Origin of the sequence: Brevibacterium sp. FAM 24630 (genome assembly GCF_049804075.1) — a bacterium.
Lineage (GTDB): Bacteria > Actinomycetota > Actinomycetes > Actinomycetales > Brevibacteriaceae > Brevibacterium.
The window spans coordinates 20,210-40,113 of sequence record NZ_JBNBZD010000024.1; the positions used below are offsets into that span (position 1 = coordinate 20,210).

At 65.1% G+C, this 19,904-nt stretch carries 19 protein-coding genes; 14 read left to right on the plus strand and 5 right to left on the minus strand.

Annotated elements, in window-relative coordinates; translation table 11 throughout:
- Nucleotides 1–18 precede the first annotated feature (18 nt).
- From ACPUD7_RS15110 to ACPUD7_RS15170, 13 genes are all read left to right on the plus strand, one after another.
- Entirely contained in the window at nucleotides 19–1,155 is a 1,137-nt protein-coding gene (locus ACPUD7_RS15110) for a group 1 glycosyl transferase (RefSeq protein ID WP_135542041.1), read from the plus strand.
- 8 nt (nucleotides 1,156–1,163) lie between these two features.
- Nucleotides 1,164–2,843, plus strand: coding sequence for a CTP synthase (locus ACPUD7_RS15115; protein ID WP_425120366.1), 1,680 nt, complete (start codon nucleotides 1,164–1,166; stop codon nucleotides 2,841–2,843).
- A 92-nt stretch (nucleotides 2,844–2,935) separates the two neighbouring features.
- Nucleotides 2,936–3,736 carry an NUDIX domain-containing protein gene (locus tag ACPUD7_RS15120; protein WP_425120367.1) on the plus strand — a complete coding sequence of 267 codons (801 nt, stop codon included), beginning with the start codon at nucleotides 2,936–2,938 and terminating at the stop codon, nucleotides 3,734–3,736.
- Between the two features lie 6 nt (nucleotides 3,737–3,742).
- Nucleotides 3,743–4,693 carry a site-specific tyrosine recombinase XerD gene (gene xerD / locus ACPUD7_RS15125; protein WP_425120368.1) on the plus strand — a complete coding sequence of 317 codons (951 nt, stop codon included), beginning with the start codon at nucleotides 3,743–3,745 and terminating at the stop codon, nucleotides 4,691–4,693.
- Nucleotides 4,694–4,731: 38 nt separating this feature from the next.
- Complete coding sequence (locus ACPUD7_RS15130) at nucleotides 4,732–5,601, plus strand: ParA family protein (protein WP_135542081.1); 870 nt, start codon at nucleotides 4,732–4,734, stop codon at nucleotides 5,599–5,601.
- Nucleotides 5,602–5,747: 146 nt separating this feature from the next.
- Nucleotides 5,748–6,692 carry a segregation and condensation protein A gene (locus ACPUD7_RS15135; RefSeq protein WP_425120379.1) on the plus strand — a complete coding sequence of 315 codons (945 nt, stop codon included), beginning with the start codon at nucleotides 5,748–5,750 and terminating at the stop codon, nucleotides 6,690–6,692.
- Nucleotides 6,689–7,360, plus strand: a complete 672-nt coding sequence (scpB, locus tag ACPUD7_RS15140) for an SMC-Scp complex subunit ScpB (protein ID WP_425120369.1) — start codon at nucleotides 6,689–6,691, stop codon at nucleotides 7,358–7,360. Before ACPUD7_RS15135 ends, scpB begins: the two co-directional genes overlap by 4 nt.
- A 17-nt stretch (nucleotides 7,361–7,377) precedes the next feature.
- Nucleotides 7,378–8,238, plus strand: a complete 861-nt coding sequence (locus tag ACPUD7_RS15145) for a pseudouridine synthase (RefSeq protein ID WP_425120370.1) — start codon at nucleotides 7,378–7,380, stop codon at nucleotides 8,236–8,238.
- The gene (locus ACPUD7_RS15150) at nucleotides 8,235–9,533 is read left to right on the plus strand and encodes a prephenate dehydrogenase (protein WP_425120371.1); all 1,299 of its coding nucleotides are present in this window, start codon (nucleotides 8,235–8,237) and stop codon (nucleotides 9,531–9,533) included. Before ACPUD7_RS15145 ends, ACPUD7_RS15150 begins: the two co-directional genes overlap by 4 nt.
- The gene (gene cmk / locus ACPUD7_RS15155; RefSeq protein ID WP_135542027.1) at nucleotides 9,530–10,189 is read left to right on the plus strand and encodes a (d)CMP kinase; all 660 of its coding nucleotides are present in this window, start codon (nucleotides 9,530–9,532) and stop codon (nucleotides 10,187–10,189) included. The genes ACPUD7_RS15150 and cmk overlap by 4 nt, the downstream gene beginning before the upstream one ends.
- Nucleotides 10,186–11,697 (plus strand): ribosome biogenesis GTPase Der, encoded by a 1,512-nt coding sequence (der, locus tag ACPUD7_RS15160; RefSeq protein WP_425120372.1) that lies wholly within the window; start codon nucleotides 10,186–10,188, stop codon nucleotides 11,695–11,697. Before cmk ends, der begins: the two co-directional genes overlap by 4 nt.
- Entirely contained in the window at nucleotides 11,698–13,191 is a 1,494-nt protein-coding gene (locus ACPUD7_RS15165) for an AI-2E family transporter (protein ID WP_425120373.1), read from the plus strand. It abuts the gene before it with no gap.
- Between the two features lie 16 nt (nucleotides 13,192–13,207).
- Nucleotides 13,208–13,834 (plus strand): L-threonylcarbamoyladenylate synthase, encoded by a 627-nt coding sequence (locus tag ACPUD7_RS15170; RefSeq protein WP_135542023.1) that lies wholly within the window; start codon nucleotides 13,208–13,210, stop codon nucleotides 13,832–13,834.
- Nucleotides 13,835–13,941: 107 nt separating this feature from the next.
- Here the strand turns inward: ACPUD7_RS15170 and ACPUD7_RS15175 are convergent, their stop codons facing one another.
- The 5 genes from ACPUD7_RS15175 to ACPUD7_RS15195 form a co-directional block, all read right to left on the minus strand.
- The gene (locus tag ACPUD7_RS15175) at nucleotides 13,942–14,646 is read right to left on the minus strand and encodes an ABC transporter ATP-binding protein (protein WP_135542021.1); all 705 of its coding nucleotides are present in this window, start codon (nucleotides 14,644–14,646) and stop codon (nucleotides 13,942–13,944) included.
- The gene (locus ACPUD7_RS15180; protein WP_135542019.1) at nucleotides 14,646–15,434 is read right to left on the minus strand and encodes an ABC transporter ATP-binding protein; all 789 of its coding nucleotides are present in this window, start codon (nucleotides 15,432–15,434) and stop codon (nucleotides 14,646–14,648) included. Before ACPUD7_RS15180 ends, ACPUD7_RS15175 begins: the two co-directional genes overlap by 1 nt.
- Nucleotides 15,431–16,522 (minus strand): branched-chain amino acid ABC transporter permease, encoded by a 1,092-nt coding sequence (locus ACPUD7_RS15185; protein WP_135542017.1) that lies wholly within the window; start codon nucleotides 16,520–16,522, stop codon nucleotides 15,431–15,433. Before ACPUD7_RS15185 ends, ACPUD7_RS15180 begins: the two co-directional genes overlap by 4 nt.
- Complete coding sequence (locus tag ACPUD7_RS15190; protein WP_135542015.1) at nucleotides 16,519–17,385, minus strand: branched-chain amino acid ABC transporter permease; 867 nt, start codon at nucleotides 17,383–17,385, stop codon at nucleotides 16,519–16,521. The genes ACPUD7_RS15185 and ACPUD7_RS15190 overlap by 4 nt, the downstream gene beginning before the upstream one ends.
- 87 nt (nucleotides 17,386–17,472) lie before the next feature.
- A complete protein-coding gene (locus ACPUD7_RS15195) occupies nucleotides 17,473–18,684 on the minus strand; it encodes an ABC transporter substrate-binding protein (RefSeq protein WP_135542013.1) in 1,212 nt (403 codons plus the stop codon).
- Nucleotides 18,685–19,133: 449 nt separating this feature from the next.
- Here ACPUD7_RS15195 and ACPUD7_RS15200 point away from each other — a divergent pair, with 449 nt between their 5' ends.
- On the plus strand, nucleotides 19,134–19,877 hold the full coding sequence (locus ACPUD7_RS15200) for an SDR family oxidoreductase (protein WP_135542011.1): 744 nt from the start codon (nucleotides 19,134–19,136) through the stop codon (nucleotides 19,875–19,877).
- Nucleotides 19,878–19,904 lie beyond the last annotated feature (27 nt).

A 19,904-nucleotide genomic window follows, 5' to 3' on the forward strand; every position in this document is an offset into this window, starting at 1 on the left:
AAAGTAGAGGATGAGGAAATGAGCGAATCCGGCGAGGTCAACCCACTGAGCGCAGACACGAGGATTCTGCACGTGCTCGCCGAGACCACCGGCCCAGTCGTCGAAGTGGCGAAGCTCGCCGTGCTCGGTCACCTCCGTGCGGGCTTCAAAGTCGCCGTCGCCGCACACCGGTCGCTGCTGGGCACCTTCGGAGTTCCCGAGGAGCTGGCCGACGAATTCCGCGAGATCGAACTCGCGGCGCGCCGACGCTTCTCCATGGCCGACCCGAACACCGCCTTCACCCTGCACAAGTACTACCAGCACGTGGACATCGTCCACGCGCACGGACTGCACGCGGCGACGCTCGCCGGGCTCGCCTTCACCGGTCTGCCCGCCCGCCTGCATCCGAAAGTCGTCGCCACGATCGAGTCCTTCGACTCCGCGAACGTCATCGAGAAGACCGGCGCCGAGATCGTCGGCCGCACCGCCACCGCCGTCCTCGGCACGACCGAACCCGTCGTCGACTACTACAGCGGGCGGGTCCCGATCGTCGAACGCGCCGAACTCGTCCACCCGGACATCGACGTCGACCTCACGGTGCGCACCCCGCGCGCCGATGTCCGACGCGAACTCGGAGTCAAGGAAGGCACCTGGGTGGTCGCCAGCCCCATCGCCCTGCGCGATCACACGGCGCTGGCGACCGTGCTCGACGCCGCCGTCCAGATCAACAGCCGACGCCCCGACCGCAACGTCGTCTTCGTCCTCACCGGCACCGGCAAGGACCGGTCGACGGTGTCCCGCGAATTCTCCGACCGCGGCGTCATCGTCGCCCCCGCCGGTGACCTCGTCGATGTGGCCGCGGCCGCTGACGTCGTCATCGCCAGCGAGACGATGACCGGCCTGTCCCACGAAGACCTCATGCAGCTGTCGAAGCCTGCCGTGTTCATCGGCAGCGAACGCCGCGCCGGCATCTGGGGAGAGGCCGCGAAGAGCGTCGACGCCGACGACACGGACGGTCTGCTGCGTGAGATCAATCATCTTCTCGACGACCCGGCCGGACGCGGCACCTCCGCCGTAGCCGCGAAGAAGCGGGTCATCGACGTCAGCAACGGCGCCGCGATCTCCGCTACGCTGCTCGACCTGTACGCCGAGGCCGACGCCGCCGCGGATTCGTGAGCCGGACTTTGATAGAATCAAATCCCGTGGTGAATCGAACTGGCCCAGGTGGCACTCATACGGCAAAGCACATCTTCGTCACGGGAGGCGTCGCCTCTTCGTTGGGAAAGGGACTGACGGCATCGAGCCTCGGTCATCTGCTCACTCAGCGCGGCCTCACCGTGGCCATGCAGAAGCTGGATCCCTACCTCAATGTGGATCCCGGCACGATGAATCCCTTCCAGCACGGTGAGGTCTTCGTCACCGAGGACGGGGCCGAGACCGATCTCGACATCGGCCACTACGAGCGTTTCCTCGACAACAACCTCGACGGCGCCGCGAACGTCACGACCGGCCAGGTCTACTCCTCGGTCATCGCCAAGGAGCGCCGCGGCGCGTACCTCGGCGACACGGTCCAGGTCATCCCGCACATCACCGACGAGATCAAGGCGCGCATGCGTGCGCAGGCCGAACGCCCCGAGGCGGATCGCCCCGACGTCATCATCACCGAGATCGGCGGCACCGTCGGCGATATCGAATCTCAGCCCTTCCTCGAGGCCGCCCGCCAGGTCCGCCACGACATCGGACGGGACAACGTCTTCTTCATCCACGTCTCCCTCGTGCCCTACCTCGGGCCCTCGGGCGAACTGAAGACGAAGCCGACGCAGCATTCGGTGGCGACCCTGCGCTCGATCGGCATCCAGCCCGATGCGATCGTGCTGCGCTCCGACCGCGAGCTGCCGGACTCGATCCGGGCGAAGATCGCCGGGGCCTGCGACGTCGAAACCGACGCCGTCGTCTCCTGCGTCGACGCCCCGAGCATCTACGACATCCCGAAGGTCCTCCACGACGGCGGTCTCGACGTGTTCGTCATCCGCAGCCTCAACCTGCCCTTCCGCGATGTCGACTGGACGAAGTGGGACTGGGTGCTCGAGCGTGTGCACAACCCCTCGAGCGAGGTCACGATCGGCATCGTCGGCAAGTACATCGATCTGCCCGATGCCTACCTGTCGGTGACCGAGGCGCTGCGTCACGGCGGCTTCGCCAACGACGCGAAGGTCAAGATCCGCTGGATCGCCTCCGATGACTGCGAAACCGAAGCCGGAGCCGAGAAGGCGCTGGCCGGACTCGACGCGATCTGCGTGCCCGGCGGCTTCGGCATCCGCGGCATCGAAGGCAAACTCGGCGCACTCGAGTACACCCGCACCCACCAGATCCCGACCCTGGGTCTGTGCCTGGGACTGCAGTGCATGGTCATCGAGTACGCCCGCAATGTCGCCGGCATCGAGGCGGCGTCGTCGTCCGAGTTCGACCCGGAGACCACGGTCCCGGTCATCGCGACCATGGCCGAGCAGCTCTCCATCGTCGAAGGCGAAGGAGACCTGGGCGGGACCATGCGGTTGGGCACCTACGAAGCGAACCTCGCCGAGGGCAGCGTCGTCGCCGGTGTCTACGGTGCGACGACGATCAGCGAACGGCACCGCCACCGCTACGAGGTCAACAACACTTACCGGGATCAGCTCGCCGAGGCGGGACTGGAGTTCTCCGGCACCTCACCCAACGGTGAGCTCGTCGAGTTCGTCGAACTGTCCGCCGAGACCCACCCGTTCTATGTCTCGACACAGGCCCACCCCGAGCTGAAGTCGCGTCCGACCGCGCCGCACCCGCTGTTCGCGGGGCTCGTGGCCGCGGCGCTGGCGCGTCAGTGAGCACTGTGACCACTGTTGTCAGCGAATGCCGTCGGCGGACACGCCGGCGGCATTCGCCGTTGCACCACCGTCGATGAAGAGGAAGGCAGACGATGAGCACCCTGCAGGATGAGCCGTACACTCCGTCGATCTCCGGATCCGAGGTCGTCTACCGCGGTGCGGTCTGGGACATCCGACGCGAGAGCTTCGACCTGCCCGAAGCCTCCGGACTCGTCCGCGACCTCATGGCCCATACCGGTGCCGTGGGGATCGCCGTCGTCGACGACCAGCAGCGGATGCTCCTCGTCCAGCAGTACCGGCACCCGGTGCGGTCCCGTCTGTGGGAGGTCCCCGCGGGCCTGCTCGACGTTGCCGGAGAGGACCCGGTCGACGCGGCCAAGCGGGAACTCGTCGAAGAAGCCGACCTCACGGCCGAACGGTGGGAGGTTCTCAGCGACTCCTGCCTGACACCGGGCGGCAGCTCCGAGACGATGCGGCTCTACCTCGCCCGTGACCTGACGTTCGTGCCCGAGGCCGACCGGCATGAACGCGACGAGGAAGAGGCAGGGTTCCGCTTCCGCTGGGTCAGCGTCGACGAGGCGCTCGACGCTGTGGCCGAAGGACGGGTCACGAATGCGATCGCCCAGTTGGCGATCCTCCAGGTCGACAGAGTGCTGCGCGCCGAAGCGGCCGGACAGCCGGTTCAACTGCGCGCCGTCGACTCACCGCGGCCCCTCGTCGACGGACGCCCGGACTTCGGTCGCGGTGCCGAGGCCGAGACGAGAAGCGAGCCGACAGAGAACGTGGTCGCGGGAAGCGCGCCGACAGGGAACGTAGCCGGGCGAAACGCGCCGACAGGCGGCGCGACCGCGGGGGACGGACCAACCGGTTCCGATCGCACCGACGAGGCCTGATTCCTCGTGGCTCGGCACGGCGCCGAACTGCTGCCCGACGACCTCTCCGCAGAACTGCGTCGAGGGTTCGAGTCCTACCTCAATTCCCTGCGCTTCGAACGCGGCCTGTCCCGCAATTCCATCGACGCCTATGCTCGTGACCTCGCCCGGTACGGAACCTGGCTGAGCGGTGAGGGGATCGGCCGCCTCGGCGAGGTGGAACGGTCCACCGTCGAAGCCTATGGTCTGCACCTGCTCGACACGGGGCTCGCGCCGCGGTCGCAGGCACGGGCCCTCGTCGCCGTTCGGCGCTTCCACACCTTCGCACTCGCGGAGAATCTCGCCCCCACGGACCCGGCTTCCGAGGTCAGTCCGCCGCAGGAAGGGCTGCGCCTGCCCAAGGCGCTTTCGCTCGACGAGATCGAGGCGATGCTTGCCACGACGGCGGGGGAGGAGCCCGTCCAGATCCGGGCCGTAGCCCTGCTCGAGCTCCTCTACGCCACGGGAGCGCGCATCTCCGAAGCGGTCGGGGTCGACCTCGATGACGTCGACCTCGACTCCGGGCTGGTCCGTCTCTACGGCAAGGGCGGGAAGGAGCGGATCGTTCCCTTCGGATCGCACGCGGCAACGGCACTGGGGGCGTGGGTGTCGCGAGTGCGGCCGGGGATGGCGGCGAAGGCGAAGACCTCGTCGCCGGCCGGGGCGCTGTTCCTCAACGCCCGCGGAACCCGGCTCTCGCGGGTCTCCGCATGGCAGATCGTCAAAGACGCGGCCGAGGCGGCACGGATCGACGCGGAAGTCTCTCCGCACACGTTCCGGCACTCCTTCGCCACCCATCTGCTCGAGGGTGGGGCCGACATCCGTGTCGTTCAGGAGCTGCTCGGGCACGCCTCGGTGACGACGACGCAGATCTATACGAAGGTTTCTGAAGAGACACTGCGGGAAGTGTACGCGACCTCGCACCCCAGGGCGCGGTAGGGTTGGACGAAGAGCAACGAAAGGTGGCCATCCGAGTGATGAATACGCAAGAGGCGTTGGATATCCCCCAGCAGAAGACCGCAGCAGCCGAGCCCGAGGAATTTCCGGAGCCGGCCCCCTTGGCTTCGCATGGACCCGCCCGCATCATCGCCATGGTCAATCAGAAGGGCGGGGTCGGGAAGACGACCTCGTCGATCAACCTCGGCGCGGCTCTGGCCGCATACGGCCGGAAGATGCTGCTCGTCGACTTCGACCCGCAGGGCGCCCTGTCCGTCGGTCTGGGCCTCAACCCCTATGACCTCGACATCAGCGTGTACAACCTGCTGATGAATCCGCGTCTGGACCCGCACGAGGTCATCGTGGGCACGGACTTCGAGGACATCGACATCCTCCCAGCCAACATCGACCTCTCCGCCGCCGAAGTGCAGCTCGTCGGCGAGGTCGCCCGTGAGCAGGTGCTTGCGCGGGCGCTGTCGAAGGTCGCCGACGAATACGATGTCATCCTCATCGACTGCCAACCCTCGCTCGGTCTGCTCACCGTCAACGCCCTCACCGCCGCCCATGGCGTGATCATCCCGCTCGAGACCGAGTTCTTCGCCCTCCGCGGCGTCGCTCTGCTGGTGGAGACGATCGAGAAGGTCCAGGACCGACTCAACCCCTCGCTCGAGGTCGATGGGATCCTCGCGACGATGTTCGACTCGCGGACCCTGCACTCGAAGGAAGTCATGTCGCGGGTGACCGAGGCCTTCGGCGACAAGGTCTTCGGGACCGTCATCAATCGCACCGTGAAGTTCCCCGATGCCTCCGTGGCCGCCGAACCGATCACGAGCTTCGCCCCCAAACATGCCGGGTCCGAAGCCTATCGGCGACTCGCACGGGAGCTCATCGCCCGCGGAGGCGCACCCTGAGCGAGACCATCCAACAGGGCACGCACGATCCCGCAGCCAGCACCGACGACGGTGCCGGAACTGCGGATGACACGGGCACGGCAGTTGAAGGGTTCCAGGTCGAACTCGAGAACTTCTCCGGGCCCTTCGATCTGCTGCTCGGGCTGATCTCGAAACGACGTCTCGACGTCACGGAGATCGCCCTGGCCGAGGTCACCGACGAGTTCATCTCCTACACCACCGAACTCAAGGACAAGGCGAACCTCGCCGAGATCTCCCAGTTCCTCCTCGTCGCGGCCACCCTGCTCGACCTCAAGACCGCGAGGCTGCTTCCGCACGAAGAGGGCGAGGAGGTCCTCGACCTCGAACTCCTCGAGGCCCGCGACCTGCTCTTCGCCCGCCTGCTCCAGTACAAGGCGTACAAGTCCGTGTCCGGTTACCTCGCCGAGGCGATGGCCGCCGGATCGATCCGCGCGCCCCGCGACGTCGCCCTCGAAGCCGAGTTCCAGGACGTGCTGCCGCCGCTGGAGATGAACATCGGCCCCGGTGAGCTGGCCGGGATCTTCGCCACCGTGCTCCAACGCGACCACACACCGCCGAGTGTCGCCGTCGACCACATCCACCTGCCGCTGGTCAGCGTCTCCGAGCAGCGCGGCCACATCCTCTCCCTGCTGCGCGCCGGAGAGATCGACTTCGCCGAACTGCTCGAGACCGCCGAGAACACCCTGGTCGTCGTCGCCCGATTCCTCGCACTGCTCGAACTGTTCAAGGTCGGACTCTGCGATTTCGACCAGCCCGAACCGCTGGGGCGGCTGCTCATCCACCGCACCGAAATGAGCGAAGACGGCGTCGACCTGCGCACCGAGGGCGACTGGAGCGGAGACGAAAGCGGCGACGAAAGCGGCGACGACTCAGCAGGCGGCGACCCGTCGACGTCCGACAACGACGAGGGCGTTGGCGATGATGGGGGAGGCGACCTGTCGATGTCTGACAACGATGAGGGCGCTGTCGATGATGGGGGAGGCGACAACGAGGACGCTGGCGATGATGGGGAAGATGACAACGAGGACGATGAGGGCACTGACGCTGCTGGGGGAGACGCACAAGCATGATCGATGACGAGATCCTTGCCGGCATCGAAGCCGTGCTCATGATCACCGACTCGGCCGTGTCCGCCGAGGAGCTCGCCACTTCTCTCGGCCTCGACGTGGACACCGTTGTCGAAGCGATCACCACACTCAAAGCCGACTACGACGGCGATGCGGACCACCGGCAGCGCGGTTTCGAAATCCGCCACGTCGCCGGAGGCTTCCGCATCTTCTCCCGCGGTGACTACCACGAAGTCGTCAAGGACTTCCTCACCGCCGGGCAGAGCGCGAAGCTGTCCCAGGCCGCGCTCGAGACCCTCGCCGTCATCGCCTACCGGCAGCCGATCTCCCGACCCCGCATCGCCGCGATCCGCGGAGTCAGCGTCGACGGCGTCATCCGCACCCTGCTGCTGCGCGGACTCATCGTCGAAGCCGGGAAGGAAGCGTCCACCTCGGCGCTGCTCTATGCCACAACCCCGCAGTTCCTCGACACGATGGGCATGAACGCGATCGACGACCTGCCGGACATCGCCCCCTACCTGCCCGAGGACGCCGACGTCGCCGAACTCGGCTCCGATGACGATGAGGTGCTGGCCGAGATCGACGGCGACCTCGATGCCGATGACGATATGCCTGCCACCGGGGCCGATATCGCAGCCCCGGGCGCCGAGATGTCACGACTTGACGATTGATTTGAGAGAATGGGTATATGAGTCCCTACCGTGATCCACGCGCCCCTGGCGGGCGCCAGAACCGACCGAGCCGAAAACAGCGTGCATCGACCGCCGCGAAGTCCTCGAACAAGGGCGGTTCCGGCACCGGCCAGACATCGGATGCCCATGTCAGCGACGGTGTGAGGCTGCAGAAGGTGCTCGCCGAGGCGGGCCTGGGCTCACGTCGGGCCTGCGAGCAGCTCATCGTCGACGGACGCGTTGAAGTCGATGGGCAGATCGTGACCGAGCTGGGCACCCGGATCGACCCCCAAACGCAGTCCGTGTACGTGGACACAGTGAGAATTTCGACACAGACCAAGAAGGTCTACCTCGTGCTCAACAAGCCGGCCGGCGTCGTATCGACGATGAGCGACCCCGAAGGTCGCCCCTGCCTGGCCGACTACGTGCGCAACAACACCGAACGGCTCTTCCACGTCGGTCGTCTCGACACCGAGACCGAGGGGCTCATCCTGCTCACCAACGACGGAGAGCTGAGCAACCGTCTGGCCCATCCGCGCTACGAGGTTCCGAAGACCTACCTGGCGAAGGTCAAGGGCCAGCTGGCCAAGGACGCCGGCGCCATCCTCAAGGCCGGAATCGACCTCGAAGACGGCTTCGTCAAGGTCGACGACTTCAAACTCGTCGACTCGACCCCCGGCAAGTCCGTCGTCGAACTCACCCTGCACTCCGGCCGCAATCGGATCGTGCGCCGCCTGCTCGACGAGATCGGCCACCCCGTGGAACGACTCGTGCGTCTGCGCTTCGGACCGGTCGTCCTCGACGAGCAGAAGCAGGGCAAGATCCGTCCGCTGCGCTCCGATGAGGTCGGCTCCCTCTTCGAGGCCGTCGGATTGTGAGAGTCCACATCATCGGCACCGGCCTGCTCGGTGCCAGCCTGGGCTTGGCGCTGAGCGCAAAGGGCCATCAGGTGACCCTCGAAGACACCTCGCCGACGGCTCAGCAGCTCGCCGCGGACCTCGGTGCCGGACGTCTCCTCGACGCCGTTGCCAGCGCCGACCCGAGCACCGATGCCACGACCGACTCCAGCACCGATGCCAAGACCGACTCTGGCACCGACCGCACTGCCGACTCCGGCACCGAGCCGAGCGCCCAGGCGGCCGGCTCGTCCGCACCCACGGCTGCGGCATCGGCTTCCACGGCCACGGCTTCAGCACCCACGGCATCGGCTTCCACGGTCACGACTTCGGCTCCCATACCCCCGGACATCGTCGTCGTGGCGACCCCGCCCGACGTCGCCGCCCGCGTCATCGCTACCGCACTGGAGACCTACCCGAACGCGACTGTCACTGATGTTGCCAGCGTCAAGACCCGCCTCCTCGAGTCGGTGAAGACCCTGGTCACAGCCGCGCAGCTCGACCGGTACATCGGTTGCCATCCGATGGCCGGGCGAGAGAAGTCCGGGGCGATCGCCGCACAGTCGGACCTCTTCACGGCCCGGCCCTGGGTGATCTGCTCGGACGAGGACACACCGGGCTCCCGCCTCGGCGAGGTCATCGCCATGGCTGAGGACACGGGCGCCTCTGTGCTCCACCTCGACCCGCGCATCCACGATGCCGCGGTCGCGAAGGTCTCGCATGTGCCGCAGATCGTCTCCTCCCTCGTCGCCTCCCAGCTGCGGCACGCACCGCTCGAGGAGATCGCGCTGGCGGGGCAGGGTCTGCGCGATGTCACGCGCATCGCCGCATCGGATCCGGGCCTGTGGACGCAGATACTGACCGGCAACGCCGAGGAAGTCCGGTCCGTGCTCGTCGACCTGCGGACCGAGCTCGACGAAGTCATCGGCGCTCTCGAACTCGGCCCCGGGGCGACCGGACAGCTTGCGAAGGCGATCGCGCTGGGCAATGAGGGACACGACCGGATTCCCGGCAAGCACGGGCAGCCGCCGACCACCTATGCTGTTGTCACGATCCTGGTTCCGGACACGCCCGGAACCCTGGCCCGACTGTTCAAGGACATCGGCGACCTCGGCGTCAACGTCGAAGACTTCCGGATGGATCACGCCTCCGGTCGGAAACTCGGCATGGTCGACGTGTCCGTGGTCCCGGCCATCCAGCAGGAGCTGGAGATCGGATTGCTGTCGAAGGGATGGCAGATCCCCGAATCCGCCATCGAGAAAGAAGGAACTGCATGAGCGTCATAGCCATTGACGGACCGTCCGGAGTGGGGAAGTCGAGCACCGCCAAGGAGGTGGCGCGCAGGCTGGGCTACCAGTACCTCGACACCGGTGCGATGTACCGGGCGATGGCGTGGCTGTGCCTCAACCGCGGAGTCACCGACCCCGTCGACGTGCTCGAACAGGTGCGAGGCGCCGATCTGGAGATCTCGCTGAGCCCCGACGAATTCTTCGTCTCCGTCGACGACATCGACGTCACCGAGGACATCCGCGGTGAGGACGTGTCCGCGAATGTGCAGACCGTCTCCGGCGTCATCGACGCACGTGAGGAGCTCATCGACATGCAGCGGGCGTACATCGCCGCCGCCCCCGAGGGCATCGTCGTCGAAGGCCGCGACATCACCACCGTCGTCGCCACCGACGCCGAGGTGCGCATCCTCATGACCGCTCGCGATGAGGTCCGCGTGGCCCGCCGAGCGAAGGAAGTCCACGGAAACGCCGACGCCGAGGCGGTCGCCGCCACCCAGGATCTCGTCACAGGCCGTGACGCGAAGGACTCCGCTACGACGAGCTTCCTCGAAGCCGCCGACGGAGTGTACACACTCGATACCAGCGACATCGATTTCGATCAGGTGGTCGAGACGGTGCTGCAGCTGGTGAAGGACTCACAATGAGCGAACCCGAATTCCACGAGACACCCGACGAGGACCTCGTCGACCGCGTCGAGAGCATCAGCGACGAGGAAGCCGAGCAGCGGGCGACCGCGCTCGAAGCCGGACTCGAAAGCTACGAGCTCGAAGACGAAGACCGAGCGCTGCTGCACGCCTACGGTTTCGAGGACGAGGAAGAGGAGGCCCTCGGTGCCGCTCCCGTGCTCGCCGTCGTCGGCCGACCCAATGTCGGCAAGTCGACGCTGGTCAACCGCATCCTCGGTCGCCGCGAAGCCGTCGTCGAAGACGTTCCCGGAGTCACCCGTGACCGGGTGAGCTACCGCGCGGAGTGGAACACGAAGGAATTCACCCTCGTCGACACCGGCGGTTGGGACCAGGACTCGAAGGGCATGGCCTCGCGGATTGCAGTGCAGTCCGAGATCGCCGTGGACATGGCCGATGCCGTTGTGCTCGTCGTCGATGCGACGACCGGTCCGACCTCGACCGATGAGATGATCGTGAAGATGCTGCGGCGGAAGAAGAAGCCTGTCATCCTCGCCGCGAACAAGGTCGATGACGAGCGCGGCGAACTGATGGCCGCCGAACTGTGGGGCCTGGGCCTGGGCCAGCCGTGGACGGTATCGGCCCTGCACGGTCGCGGAGTCGCTGACCTGCTCGACGAGGTTCTGACGATCCTGCCCGAGGTCTCGGCCGTCGACGCCCGTATCGAAGAGGGCGGACCGCGTCGCATCGCGCTCGTCGGGCGTCCGAATGTCGGCAAGTCCTCCCTGCTCAACCAGCTCATCGGCACCGATCGTGTGCTCGTGGACAATGTCGCCGGCACCACGCGTGACCCCGTCGATGAGCTCATCGAGCTCGGCGGGAAGCAGTGGCGTTTCGTCGACACCGCCGGCATCCGTCGTCGTGCCCATCAGGCCAGCGGCGCTGACTTCTATGCGGCGCTGCGGACGCAGACCGCGCTGGAACGCGCCGAGGTGGCCCTCGTCCTCCTCGAGGTTCAGGCGCCTCTGAGCGAGCAGGACGTGCGCATCGTGACCACCGCAGTCGAAGCCGGCCGTGCCGTGGTGCTCGCGTTCAACAAGTGGGATCTGCTCGATGACGAACGCCGCTACTACCTCGAACGGGAGATCGAACGGGACCTCGGGCATGTGGCCTGGGCTCCGCGGGTGAACATCTCCGCGAAGACCGGTCGGCATGCGGAGAAGCTCGTCCCCGCGATGGAGGCAGCACTCGAGGGCTGGGACACCCGCATTCCGACGGGTCGGCTCAATGCCTTCCTCGGTGAGCTCGTCGCTGCGAACCCGCACCCCGTGCGCGGGGGCAAGCAGCCGCGCATCCTCTTCGGCACTCAGGCGCAGTCGCGTCCGCCGAAGTTCGTGCTCTTCACCACCGGATTCCTCGACCCCGGCTACCGTCGATTCATCATTCGCCGTCTGCGTGAGACCTTCGGGTTCAAGGGCACCCCGATCGAGGTGTCGATGCGCATCCGCGAGAAGCGGCGGAGACGCTGAGTGAACGAGGGCGAGCGGTCCGAGGATTCGACCGCACACGACGATGCGGCAGCCGGTGCGGCCGGTGCCTCGGCACGCCCTGCTGAGCCCGGCCCGTCCGCTCCGCCTGGCCCGTCCGCTCCGACTGGCCCGTCCGCTCCGACTGGCCCGTCCGCTCCGTCCGCGGAGTCGCAGTCTGAACAGGCCACGGACGCCGCTTCGGCTGCCGACTCGGAAACGACGGGGGACGACTCCGGTCGCGCCGCCTCGGTGATCGAGGATTCGGCTGCCGGCATCGACGAATCAAACGCAGGTGTCGACGACTTGGGCGCCCACCTCGACGGCTCGGGAGTCGGCGTCGACGAATCGGGCCCTGGCATCGACGACTCGGGCGCCGACGTCGGCCCCCGGCCCTGGCACTCGCGCCCACCGGCACGCGCGCTCATGATCGCGGTGACCATGGCGGGGCTGGCCTACGCTCTCATGTTCTTCCGCGGTCTGCAGGACATCGTGGCTCCGGTGTTCCTCGCCCTCAACTTCTACATCGTCGTCTACCCCGTGCAACGGCTCCTCACCCGGTTCAAGGTGCCGCGCGCGATCGGCGCATCCATTTCGGTGATCCTCGTGCTGTGCATGATCCTCGCCTTCTTCGGGCTCACAGCGTGGTCGGTGGCCGAGCTCGTCATCCTCATCCCCAGCTACAGCAACGAACTCGCCCACTCGTACCAGAACGCACTGGCGATGCTCTCGGACATCGGGGTGACCTCCTCGGTGATCCAGCAGCAGCTCAAGGCCTTCGACGTGCGCTCCGTGCTCGATGCCATCTACCCGCTGCTGACGAACGTGTCCTCGGTCGCGGGTCTGCTCACGACGGTGATCATGTCGGTCTTCTTCGTGGCGATGGATTCGATGGGCATCGACAGGCGGATGACGATGCTGTTGGACATCAAACCCTCCCTGTCGGCCTCGTTGGGCGACTTCGCCCGCGGAGCCCGTCGCTACTGGGTGGTCGCCACGATCTTCGGTCTCATCGTCGCCTTCCTCGATGTCGTCGCCTTGGCGATCATCGATGTTCCACTCATCTGGGTGTGGGGCGTGCTCGCGTTCCTCACGAACTACATTCCGAACATCGGCTTCGTCATCGGCCTCGTCCCGCCGGCTCTGCTCGCGCTCGTCGACAGCGGCTGGCAGTCGGCGGTGTGGGTGATCGTGGCCTACAGTGTGCTCAACTTCGTCATCCAGGCGATCATCCAGCCGAAGTTCACAGGAGAATCCGTCGGCGTGACCCCGCTCGTGTCGTTCCTCTCCCTGCTGTTCTGGGTGTGGATCCTCGGGTGGCTCGGAGCCTTGTTGGCGCTGCCGGCGACCCTGCTGCTCAAGGCGCTGCTCGTCGACGCGGACCCGCGGGCGAGGTGGGTGAACATCCTCCTGGCCTCCGACGCGGACACGGGGACGGGAGATCCGGTGACGGGATCGGCGCGAAAGGGCGCGGCCCCCTCGCCCTCCGAAGCCTGAGTGGTTAGCATGAAGTATGGCGACACTACTGAATATCCATCCGGAGAACCCACAGGACCGACTGATCGAGAAGGCCGCCGAGTCCCTGAGAAATGGTGGGCTCATCGCCTACCCCACGGACTCCTGCTACGCGCTGGGCTGCGCCCTGGACAACAAGGACGGCATCGAGCGGATCACCCGCATCCGGCAGCTGGGCTCGAAGCACCACTTCACGCTCATGTGCCATGATTTCGCCCAACTGGGACAGTTCGTCATCGTCGACAACTCGGATTTCCGGGCGATCAAATCAATGACGCCGGGGCCGTTCACCTTCATCATGAAGGCGACGAAGGAAGTGCCGCGGCGGATGATGCATCCGAAGAAGCATTCGGTCGGGGCGCGGATTCCGCAGAACGTCACCGCGCTGGCTCTCGTCGAAGCGATGGGCGAGCCGATCCTGTCGTCGACTCTGCTGCTGCCCGGCGATGAGGATCCGCTCACCCACGCCGAGGATGTCGTGGACCAACTGGGCAACGACGTCGACATCGTCATCGAATCCGGCGTGCCCGGAGTCGTGCCGACCTCGGTCATCGACTTCACCGGCCGGTTCCCCGAGGTCGCCCGGGTCGGAGCCGGAGACGTCTCCCGCTTCCTCGAGGAATGACGAACGCGTGCACGTGCACGCATAACCGACCGACAATCAGAACGGATGATGCCTCGCCGAGGTGGTGGTTGCGCCTCGGCGAGGCATCAGCTGCGTCTCGGAGCGCGTCAGAGACCCAGATAGGCTGCCTGGACGTCCGGATTGTCAAGCAGCCGAGAGGCATCATCGGCGAGCACGATCCGACCTTCAGCGAGGACATAGCCGCGATGGGCGATCGCCAGCGACGCCTTCGCATTCTGCTCGCTGAGCAGGACGCCGATGCCGTTGCGATTGATCTGTGCGACGGATTCGAGGACCTGTTCGACGACGATCGGTGCCAGACCCATTGACGGTTCGTCGAGGATCAGCAGGCTCGGATCCGACATCAGCGCCCGACCGATCGCCACCATCTGCTGCTGTCCGCCCGACAGCGAGCCGGCCGGCTGCTTCGCCTTCTCCTTGAGGATCGGGAACAGGTCGAGAACCTCCGCATAGATCTCCTCGGTGCGGGAACTGTTCCTGTGCGGGTACGACCCCAGCCGCAGGTTCTTCTCCACCGACATCTTCCCGAACAGATGACGTCCCTCGGGGCAGTGTGCGATTCCGGACTTGACGATGGCGTTGGCGCGGGCTCGGTGGAGTTTCCGGCCCTCGTAGTCGATCGTTCCCGTCCGCACGCGCATGAGTCCGCTGATGGTTCTGAACAGCGTGGTCTTTCCCGAACCGTTCGCGCCGAGGATGACGGTGAGTTCGCCCGCCCGCGCGGTGATGCTCACGCCGTGGAGGACGTCGGTGGCATCGTAGCCGGTGCTGACATTGTCGAGTGTGAGCATCACTTCTCCTTCTGGTCCGTCGGATCCTGGGGCGTCGAACCGAGATACGCATGGATGACGTCCGGATTCGACTGGATCTCGGAAGGCACGCCGAAGGCGAGCTTCTGCCCGTGGTCGAGGACGAGGATCGTGTCCGCGAGATCCATGATCATCGTCATCTTGTGTTCGACGAGGAGGACCGAGACCCCACGCTGGGGCAGCGAACGGATGAGGTTGCCGAAGTCCGCGGTCTCCTCCTCGGGGATGCCGCCGGCGGGCTCATCAAGGAGAATCAGCTCCGGTTCGGTCGCCAAGGCCATGGCGACGGCGGTGCGCTTCTGCACCTCTTGCGGAACATTGGAGGCCAGATCGTGCCGGTATTCCGCCACCCCGCAGTACTCGAGAGCCTCCATGGCACGGTCTTCATTGATCCGAGACTCCCGGCGGTGCCGCGGAGTGTGGAAGACAGCGTCGAAGATGGTGGACTTCGAACGCACGATCCGACCTGCCAGCACGTTTTCCAACAGGGTGCTGTCATCGAACAGGTTCGTGGTCTGAAAGGTGCGTGCGATTCCTCCGGCCACCGTATTGTGCGGCGAGGAGTGGGTGATGTCCTCGTCCTTGAAGCGGATGCTGCCGGACGTCGGCCGGTAGAAGCCGTGAACGAGGTTGAACAGGGTCGATTTGCCGGCACCGTTGGGGCCGATCACCGCGGTGATCCGTCCCTCTTCGACGTCCAGGTCCACGTCCTTGACCGCATCGAGTCCGCCGAAGCGTTTGCCGAGGCCACGTATTTCCAACAGGGTCATTTCTTCTCCTCGGGAGCGGCCGGGCCGCCGGAACGGGTGACATGGGAATCTGCCGCGTCGTCGTGTCCGGACGGGCCACCTCGGTTCGCTGACTCAGCGGCTTCCGCGCTTCGGCGGGCGGCGGCAACTCGCCGTCGACGATTGCGTTTGTCGACGAACCCGCCGAGGTAGCCGATGATTCCCCTGGGTGCGAAGATCACGAGTGCGACGATGATCGGTCCCAAGACGATGAAGCGGTAGGCCTGGAAGTCCTGGAACAGCTCGAACAGGAATGTCACGATCATGCTGCCCAAGAGCGGTCCTGCGACCGTACCCATGCCTCCGACGAGGATGAACATGAGGAATTCGAAGGTCTTGTCCAGGGACGCGGAATCCGGGCCGATGAAGCCGACGACGGTGGCGTACAGGCCGCCGCCGATGCCGCCGAAGACCGCGGAGGCGGCGAAGGCCAGCTGCTTGCTGAAGCCGACTCGCACTCCGATGGCGTCGGCGAGGTCTTCGCTGGTTCTGATCGTGAGCAGGGTCCGGCCCACACTCGAGCGGCGAACTGCGTAGGTGATGTAGACGCAGATGAGCAGGATGACGAAGACGAGGTAGAACATTGCCACCGGCGAACCGAAGTCGACGAGGCCGCCTCCTTCGGGGAACTTCACATTGTTGACTCCCGAGTGCGCATGGGTGACAGATTCCCACCGGCTGATGACCAGGAAGATGATGAAGCCGATGGCCATGGTGAAGATGGCGAAGTATTCGTCTTTCGTGCGCAGTGCGATGAGCCCGCACAGGTATCCGATGACGGCGGTGCCGATCACGGAGACGGCGAAAGCAGACCAGAACGACCAGTCGTAGTCGGTGGTGAGCAGTCCGACGCCGTAGGCGCCGATTCCGAAGAAGCCGCCCTGCGCCAGGGACAGCTGTCCCGTGAAGCCGAGGATGATGTTGAGTCCGTAGACCGCGATCGCCGCGCACATTCCGACGGTGATGACTCGCATGGCGTAGTTCTCGTGTGCGAAGAAGAGCGGAGCCGCAGCGATGAGGACGACGAGGGCGAATGTGCCGATGATTCTCGGGTTCTTCAATGCGTTCATCGCTGCACCGCCTTCGTGAAGAGTCCATTGGGTTTGATGGCCAACACGGCCACGAGAACGATGAAGGCCACGGTGTCACCGAATGCCGAGGACACATAGGTGGCGGTCATCGTCTCGGCGATCGCCAGGACGAAACCGCCGAGGATCGCACCGGGCAGGGACCCGAGCCCGCCGAGGATGATGATGGCGAAGACCTTGAGGTTGAGGGCATCGCCCATCGTGGGGGAGAGCAGGTTGATCGGTGCGACCAGTCCTGCCGCGATCGTGGCCAGGAGGGCCGAGAGCCCCAAAGTCAGCATCGACACCATGGACGGGTTGATTCCGACCAGGGAGGCGCCGATGCGATCCTGTTCGATCGCTTCGATCGTCTGTCCGTGGATGGAGCGTTTGATGAACCAGGCCAGCAGGGCCAACACGATCACCGCAGTGATGATGATGACGATGCGCTGGGCGGAGATCTCGGCGCCGAGGACTCGCAGTTCGCCGGTGATCGGTGTGTCCATCCGGCGGAAATCCGCGCCCCAGATCGCTTGTGCGAGGGCTTGGAAGAAGAACATCGCACCGACGGCCGCGATCATGTGGTGAGTGTGCGGAGAGTTCCGAAGCGGGTGGAAGACCAGACGTTCGAGACCGACGCCGAGGACGAAGAGGATGATCGCGGCCATTCCGATCGCCGCGATGTAGGGGACGCCGATGGTCGTGAGGAAGAAGTACGTGATGTAGGCGCCGAGCATGTACAGCGAACCATGCGCCAGGTTCGGAATGCGCAGGACGCCGAACACCAGGGTCAGACCGATCGCAGCCAGACAGTAGACACCGCCGAGTGCGAGGCCGTTGAAGAGTTGTTGGATGAAGAGAGTCATGATGATTCTGGTCCTCTGCAGGCATGAGGGCGGCTCGGGTGAGGCGCCGTCGTGGCGCCTCACCCACTGTCGTGCCGCAGACGGAAGTTACTTGTTGTCCGAGACCTGTTCGATCGGGATCTTCGTGTACTTGCCGTCGTCATCCAGGAAGGTCGCCTCGAGGTTCGGGTTGACCAGATGCCCTTCGTCGGTGATCTCCTCAGGGAACCCGTTGACCTTGTACCGGTCGTCGACTTCCGGAAGCGCGTCCGTGATGGCTTCGCGAATCTTCTCCGGATCGTCGGTGCTGCCCGAGACTTCCATCGCCTTGGCGATGATGGCGATGCCTTGGTAGTTCAGCGCCGTTTCGCTGGTGGCCACCTTCTTGTCCCCGGCTTTGTCGGCGAACTTCTTGAGGAAGTCCTCTGTGCCCGGGTCTTCGTATTCGGCGACAGGCAGGACTCCGACGGAGTTCTTGAGATTGTCGAGCTTCGTCACGGTCGCCATCTCGTCGAGTTTGGCCTGATCCATGACGAGGAAGCTGCCCTTGAAGCCCTGCTTGCGTGCTTCCTCCATGATCAGAGCGGTCGGCTGAGAGGGTCCGCCGACGAAGATCGCATCGGGCTTCTCTGCCAGTGCCTTGGAGACGGGTCCGGCGAAGTCGGAGACCGTGGCGTAGTCGATGCTGTTGTCCTTGCCGATCTCTCCGCCGGCGGCGCTCCACGATTCGGTGATCGACTCGGTCCACTGCTGACCGTATTCGCTCTGCGTTCCCAGCAGTGTGAGCTTCTTCCCGCCATGTTCCATGGCGGTTTCGGTGAACTCATCGGCGTAGGACTCGAAGTTCGGAGGGATCATCATCGTCAATGGATTGTCCGATTGCACGATCGCCGGATCCGAGGTGTACGCGGAGATGAGGAAGTTCGATCTGCCGCTGTTGATCTGCTGGATCGCTTTGATCGCACCGGCGTTGGGGGAGACGACGACCGGTGCTTTGTCCTGATCGGCCAGGCGCTGGGCATTGCTTGCCGCCGTGGCTGGTGCGTATTTGTCGTCGAGGGCCTTCAGCTCCAGAGTGACGGGCTTGCCGTCGACTTCGACTCCGTCGGAGTTGAGGTCGTCGATGGCCATTTCGAGGCCGATCTGGACGTTCTCTCCGTATGCTGCGCCTCCACCGCTGAGCGGTCCGGTGTAGCCGATGACGACTGTGTCGCCTTCTCCCGAACCTCCACCTCCACAGGCGCTCAGCGACAATGCGAATGCGCCCACGACTGCGGCGGCCAATAGTCTTCGACTGCGGTTTCGCGAGACAGAGTGCATCTTTTCTCCTTTGAAAAGCTCCCGGAGCGAGGACGCTCCACACAGTGTCCGAGGTGTCTTCTGTGACGGTTCTCGGAAGGCGCCGTCGAGATGAGATCGACAGCGACTGATTTGAACCTTCCCAAAACAATCCGGCGAAGTCAATGATTTTCGACGAGATTTTTGAACGTTCGATAATCAATCAGATTCGTCGCCTTGTTTCCGTAAAAGGCGAGGTGAGGCGTGGTGCGGAGCCGAATCCGGGGCGCTCGCGCCGCCTGTGCGGCTCTGCTATCGCGCTGATATGCCCACACTTTGAGCAATCAATCGTTCAGCGACGAGAAATGGTCTAGAGTGAAAGCGGTTGCGCAAGAGACCCCGGTCACATCGGCACTGCAGCGGAGGGTGACAGCTCGTGATCGCGCGATACGACATTGATATCTGAGACCACTATTCTGAGGAGCACGAATATGACTCGTACAGCTATCGTCACCGGAGGCGGACGCGGCATCGGCGCGGCAATCGCCAAGCGGCTCGGCGCCGACGGACTCAAGGTCGCCGTCCTCGACATGGGGCCGACAGACGACACCGTCGCAGCAATCAAGGCCGACGGAGGGGAAGCCCTCGGGCTCGAAGCCGATGTCTCCGACGAGGACTCGGTCAACGCAGCCGTCAAGCAGGTCGCTGACACCCTCGGTGCGCCCACCGTTCTGGTCAACAACGCCGGGATCCTGCGCGACAACCTGCTGTTCAAGATGTCGTATGAGGAGTTCAACAAGGTCCTCTCCGTCCACCTCGGCGGAGCTTTCCTCATGGCCAAGGCCGTCCAGTCGTACATGGTCGAAGAGAAGTTCGGGCGCATCATCTCGATGTCGTCGACTTCGGCGCAGGGCAACCGCGGGCAGACGAACTACTCGGCCGCGAAGGCCGGAATCCAGGGCATCACGAAGACCTGGGCCATCGAGCTCGGCAAGTTCGGCGTCACCGCGAATGCCATCGCCCCCGGCTTCATCGAAACCGACATGACGAAGGCCACGGCCGAGCGCGTGGGCATGGACTTCGACGACTTCGTCAAGGCCTCTGTCGAAGGCATCCCGGTTGCGCGCTCCGGCAAGCCCGAGGACATCGCCCACACGGCATCGTTCCTCGCCTCAGAAGGCGCCGGATTCGTCTCCGGTCAGGTCATCTACGTTGCCGGTGGGCCGAAGGACTGACCGTGAGCACCTGTTTGCGGGAAGCGG

Excerpts from the sequence above, each read along its gene's own strand:
- ACPUD7_RS15110 (WP_135542041.1), top strand. The coding sequence starts at position 19 with ATGAGCGAATCCGGCGAGGTCAACCCACTGAGCGCAGACACGAGGATT.
- der (WP_425120372.1), top strand. The coding sequence starts at position 10,186 with ATGAGCGAACCCGAATTCCACGAGACACCCGACGAGGACCTCGTCGAC.
- ACPUD7_RS15120 (WP_425120367.1), top strand. The coding sequence starts at position 2,936 with ATGAGCACCCTGCAGGATGAGCCGTACACTCCGTCGATCTCCGGATCC.
- scpB (WP_425120369.1), top strand. The coding sequence starts at position 6,689 with ATGATCGATGACGAGATCCTTGCCGGCATCGAAGCCGTGCTCATGATC.
- ACPUD7_RS15170 (WP_135542023.1), top strand. The coding sequence starts at position 13,208 with ATGGCGACACTACTGAATATCCATCCGGAGAACCCACAGGACCGACTG.
- ACPUD7_RS15185 (WP_135542017.1), bottom strand. The coding sequence starts at position 16,522 with ATGAACGCATTGAAGAACCCGAGAATCATCGGCACATTCGCCCTCGTC.
- ACPUD7_RS15130 (WP_135542081.1), top strand. The coding sequence starts at position 4,732 with ATGAATACGCAAGAGGCGTTGGATATCCCCCAGCAGAAGACCGCAGCA.
- ACPUD7_RS15145 (WP_425120370.1), top strand. The coding sequence starts at position 7,378 with ATGAGTCCCTACCGTGATCCACGCGCCCCTGGCGGGCGCCAGAACCGA.
- ACPUD7_RS15195 (WP_135542013.1), bottom strand. The coding sequence starts at position 18,684 with ATGCACTCTGTCTCGCGAAACCGCAGTCGAAGACTATTGGCCGCCGCA.
- ACPUD7_RS15190 (WP_135542015.1), bottom strand. The coding sequence starts at position 17,385 with ATGACTCTCTTCATCCAACAACTCTTCAACGGCCTCGCACTCGGCGGT.
- ACPUD7_RS15200 (WP_135542011.1), top strand. The coding sequence starts at position 19,134 with ATGACTCGTACAGCTATCGTCACCGGAGGCGGACGCGGCATCGGCGCG.
- ACPUD7_RS15175 (WP_135542021.1), bottom strand. The coding sequence starts at position 14,646 with ATGCTCACACTCGACAATGTCAGCACCGGCTACGATGCCACCGACGTC.
- ACPUD7_RS15180 (WP_135542019.1), bottom strand. The coding sequence starts at position 15,434 with ATGACCCTGTTGGAAATACGTGGCCTCGGCAAACGCTTCGGCGGACTC.
- cmk (WP_135542027.1), top strand. The coding sequence starts at position 9,530 with ATGAGCGTCATAGCCATTGACGGACCGTCCGGAGTGGGGAAGTCGAGC.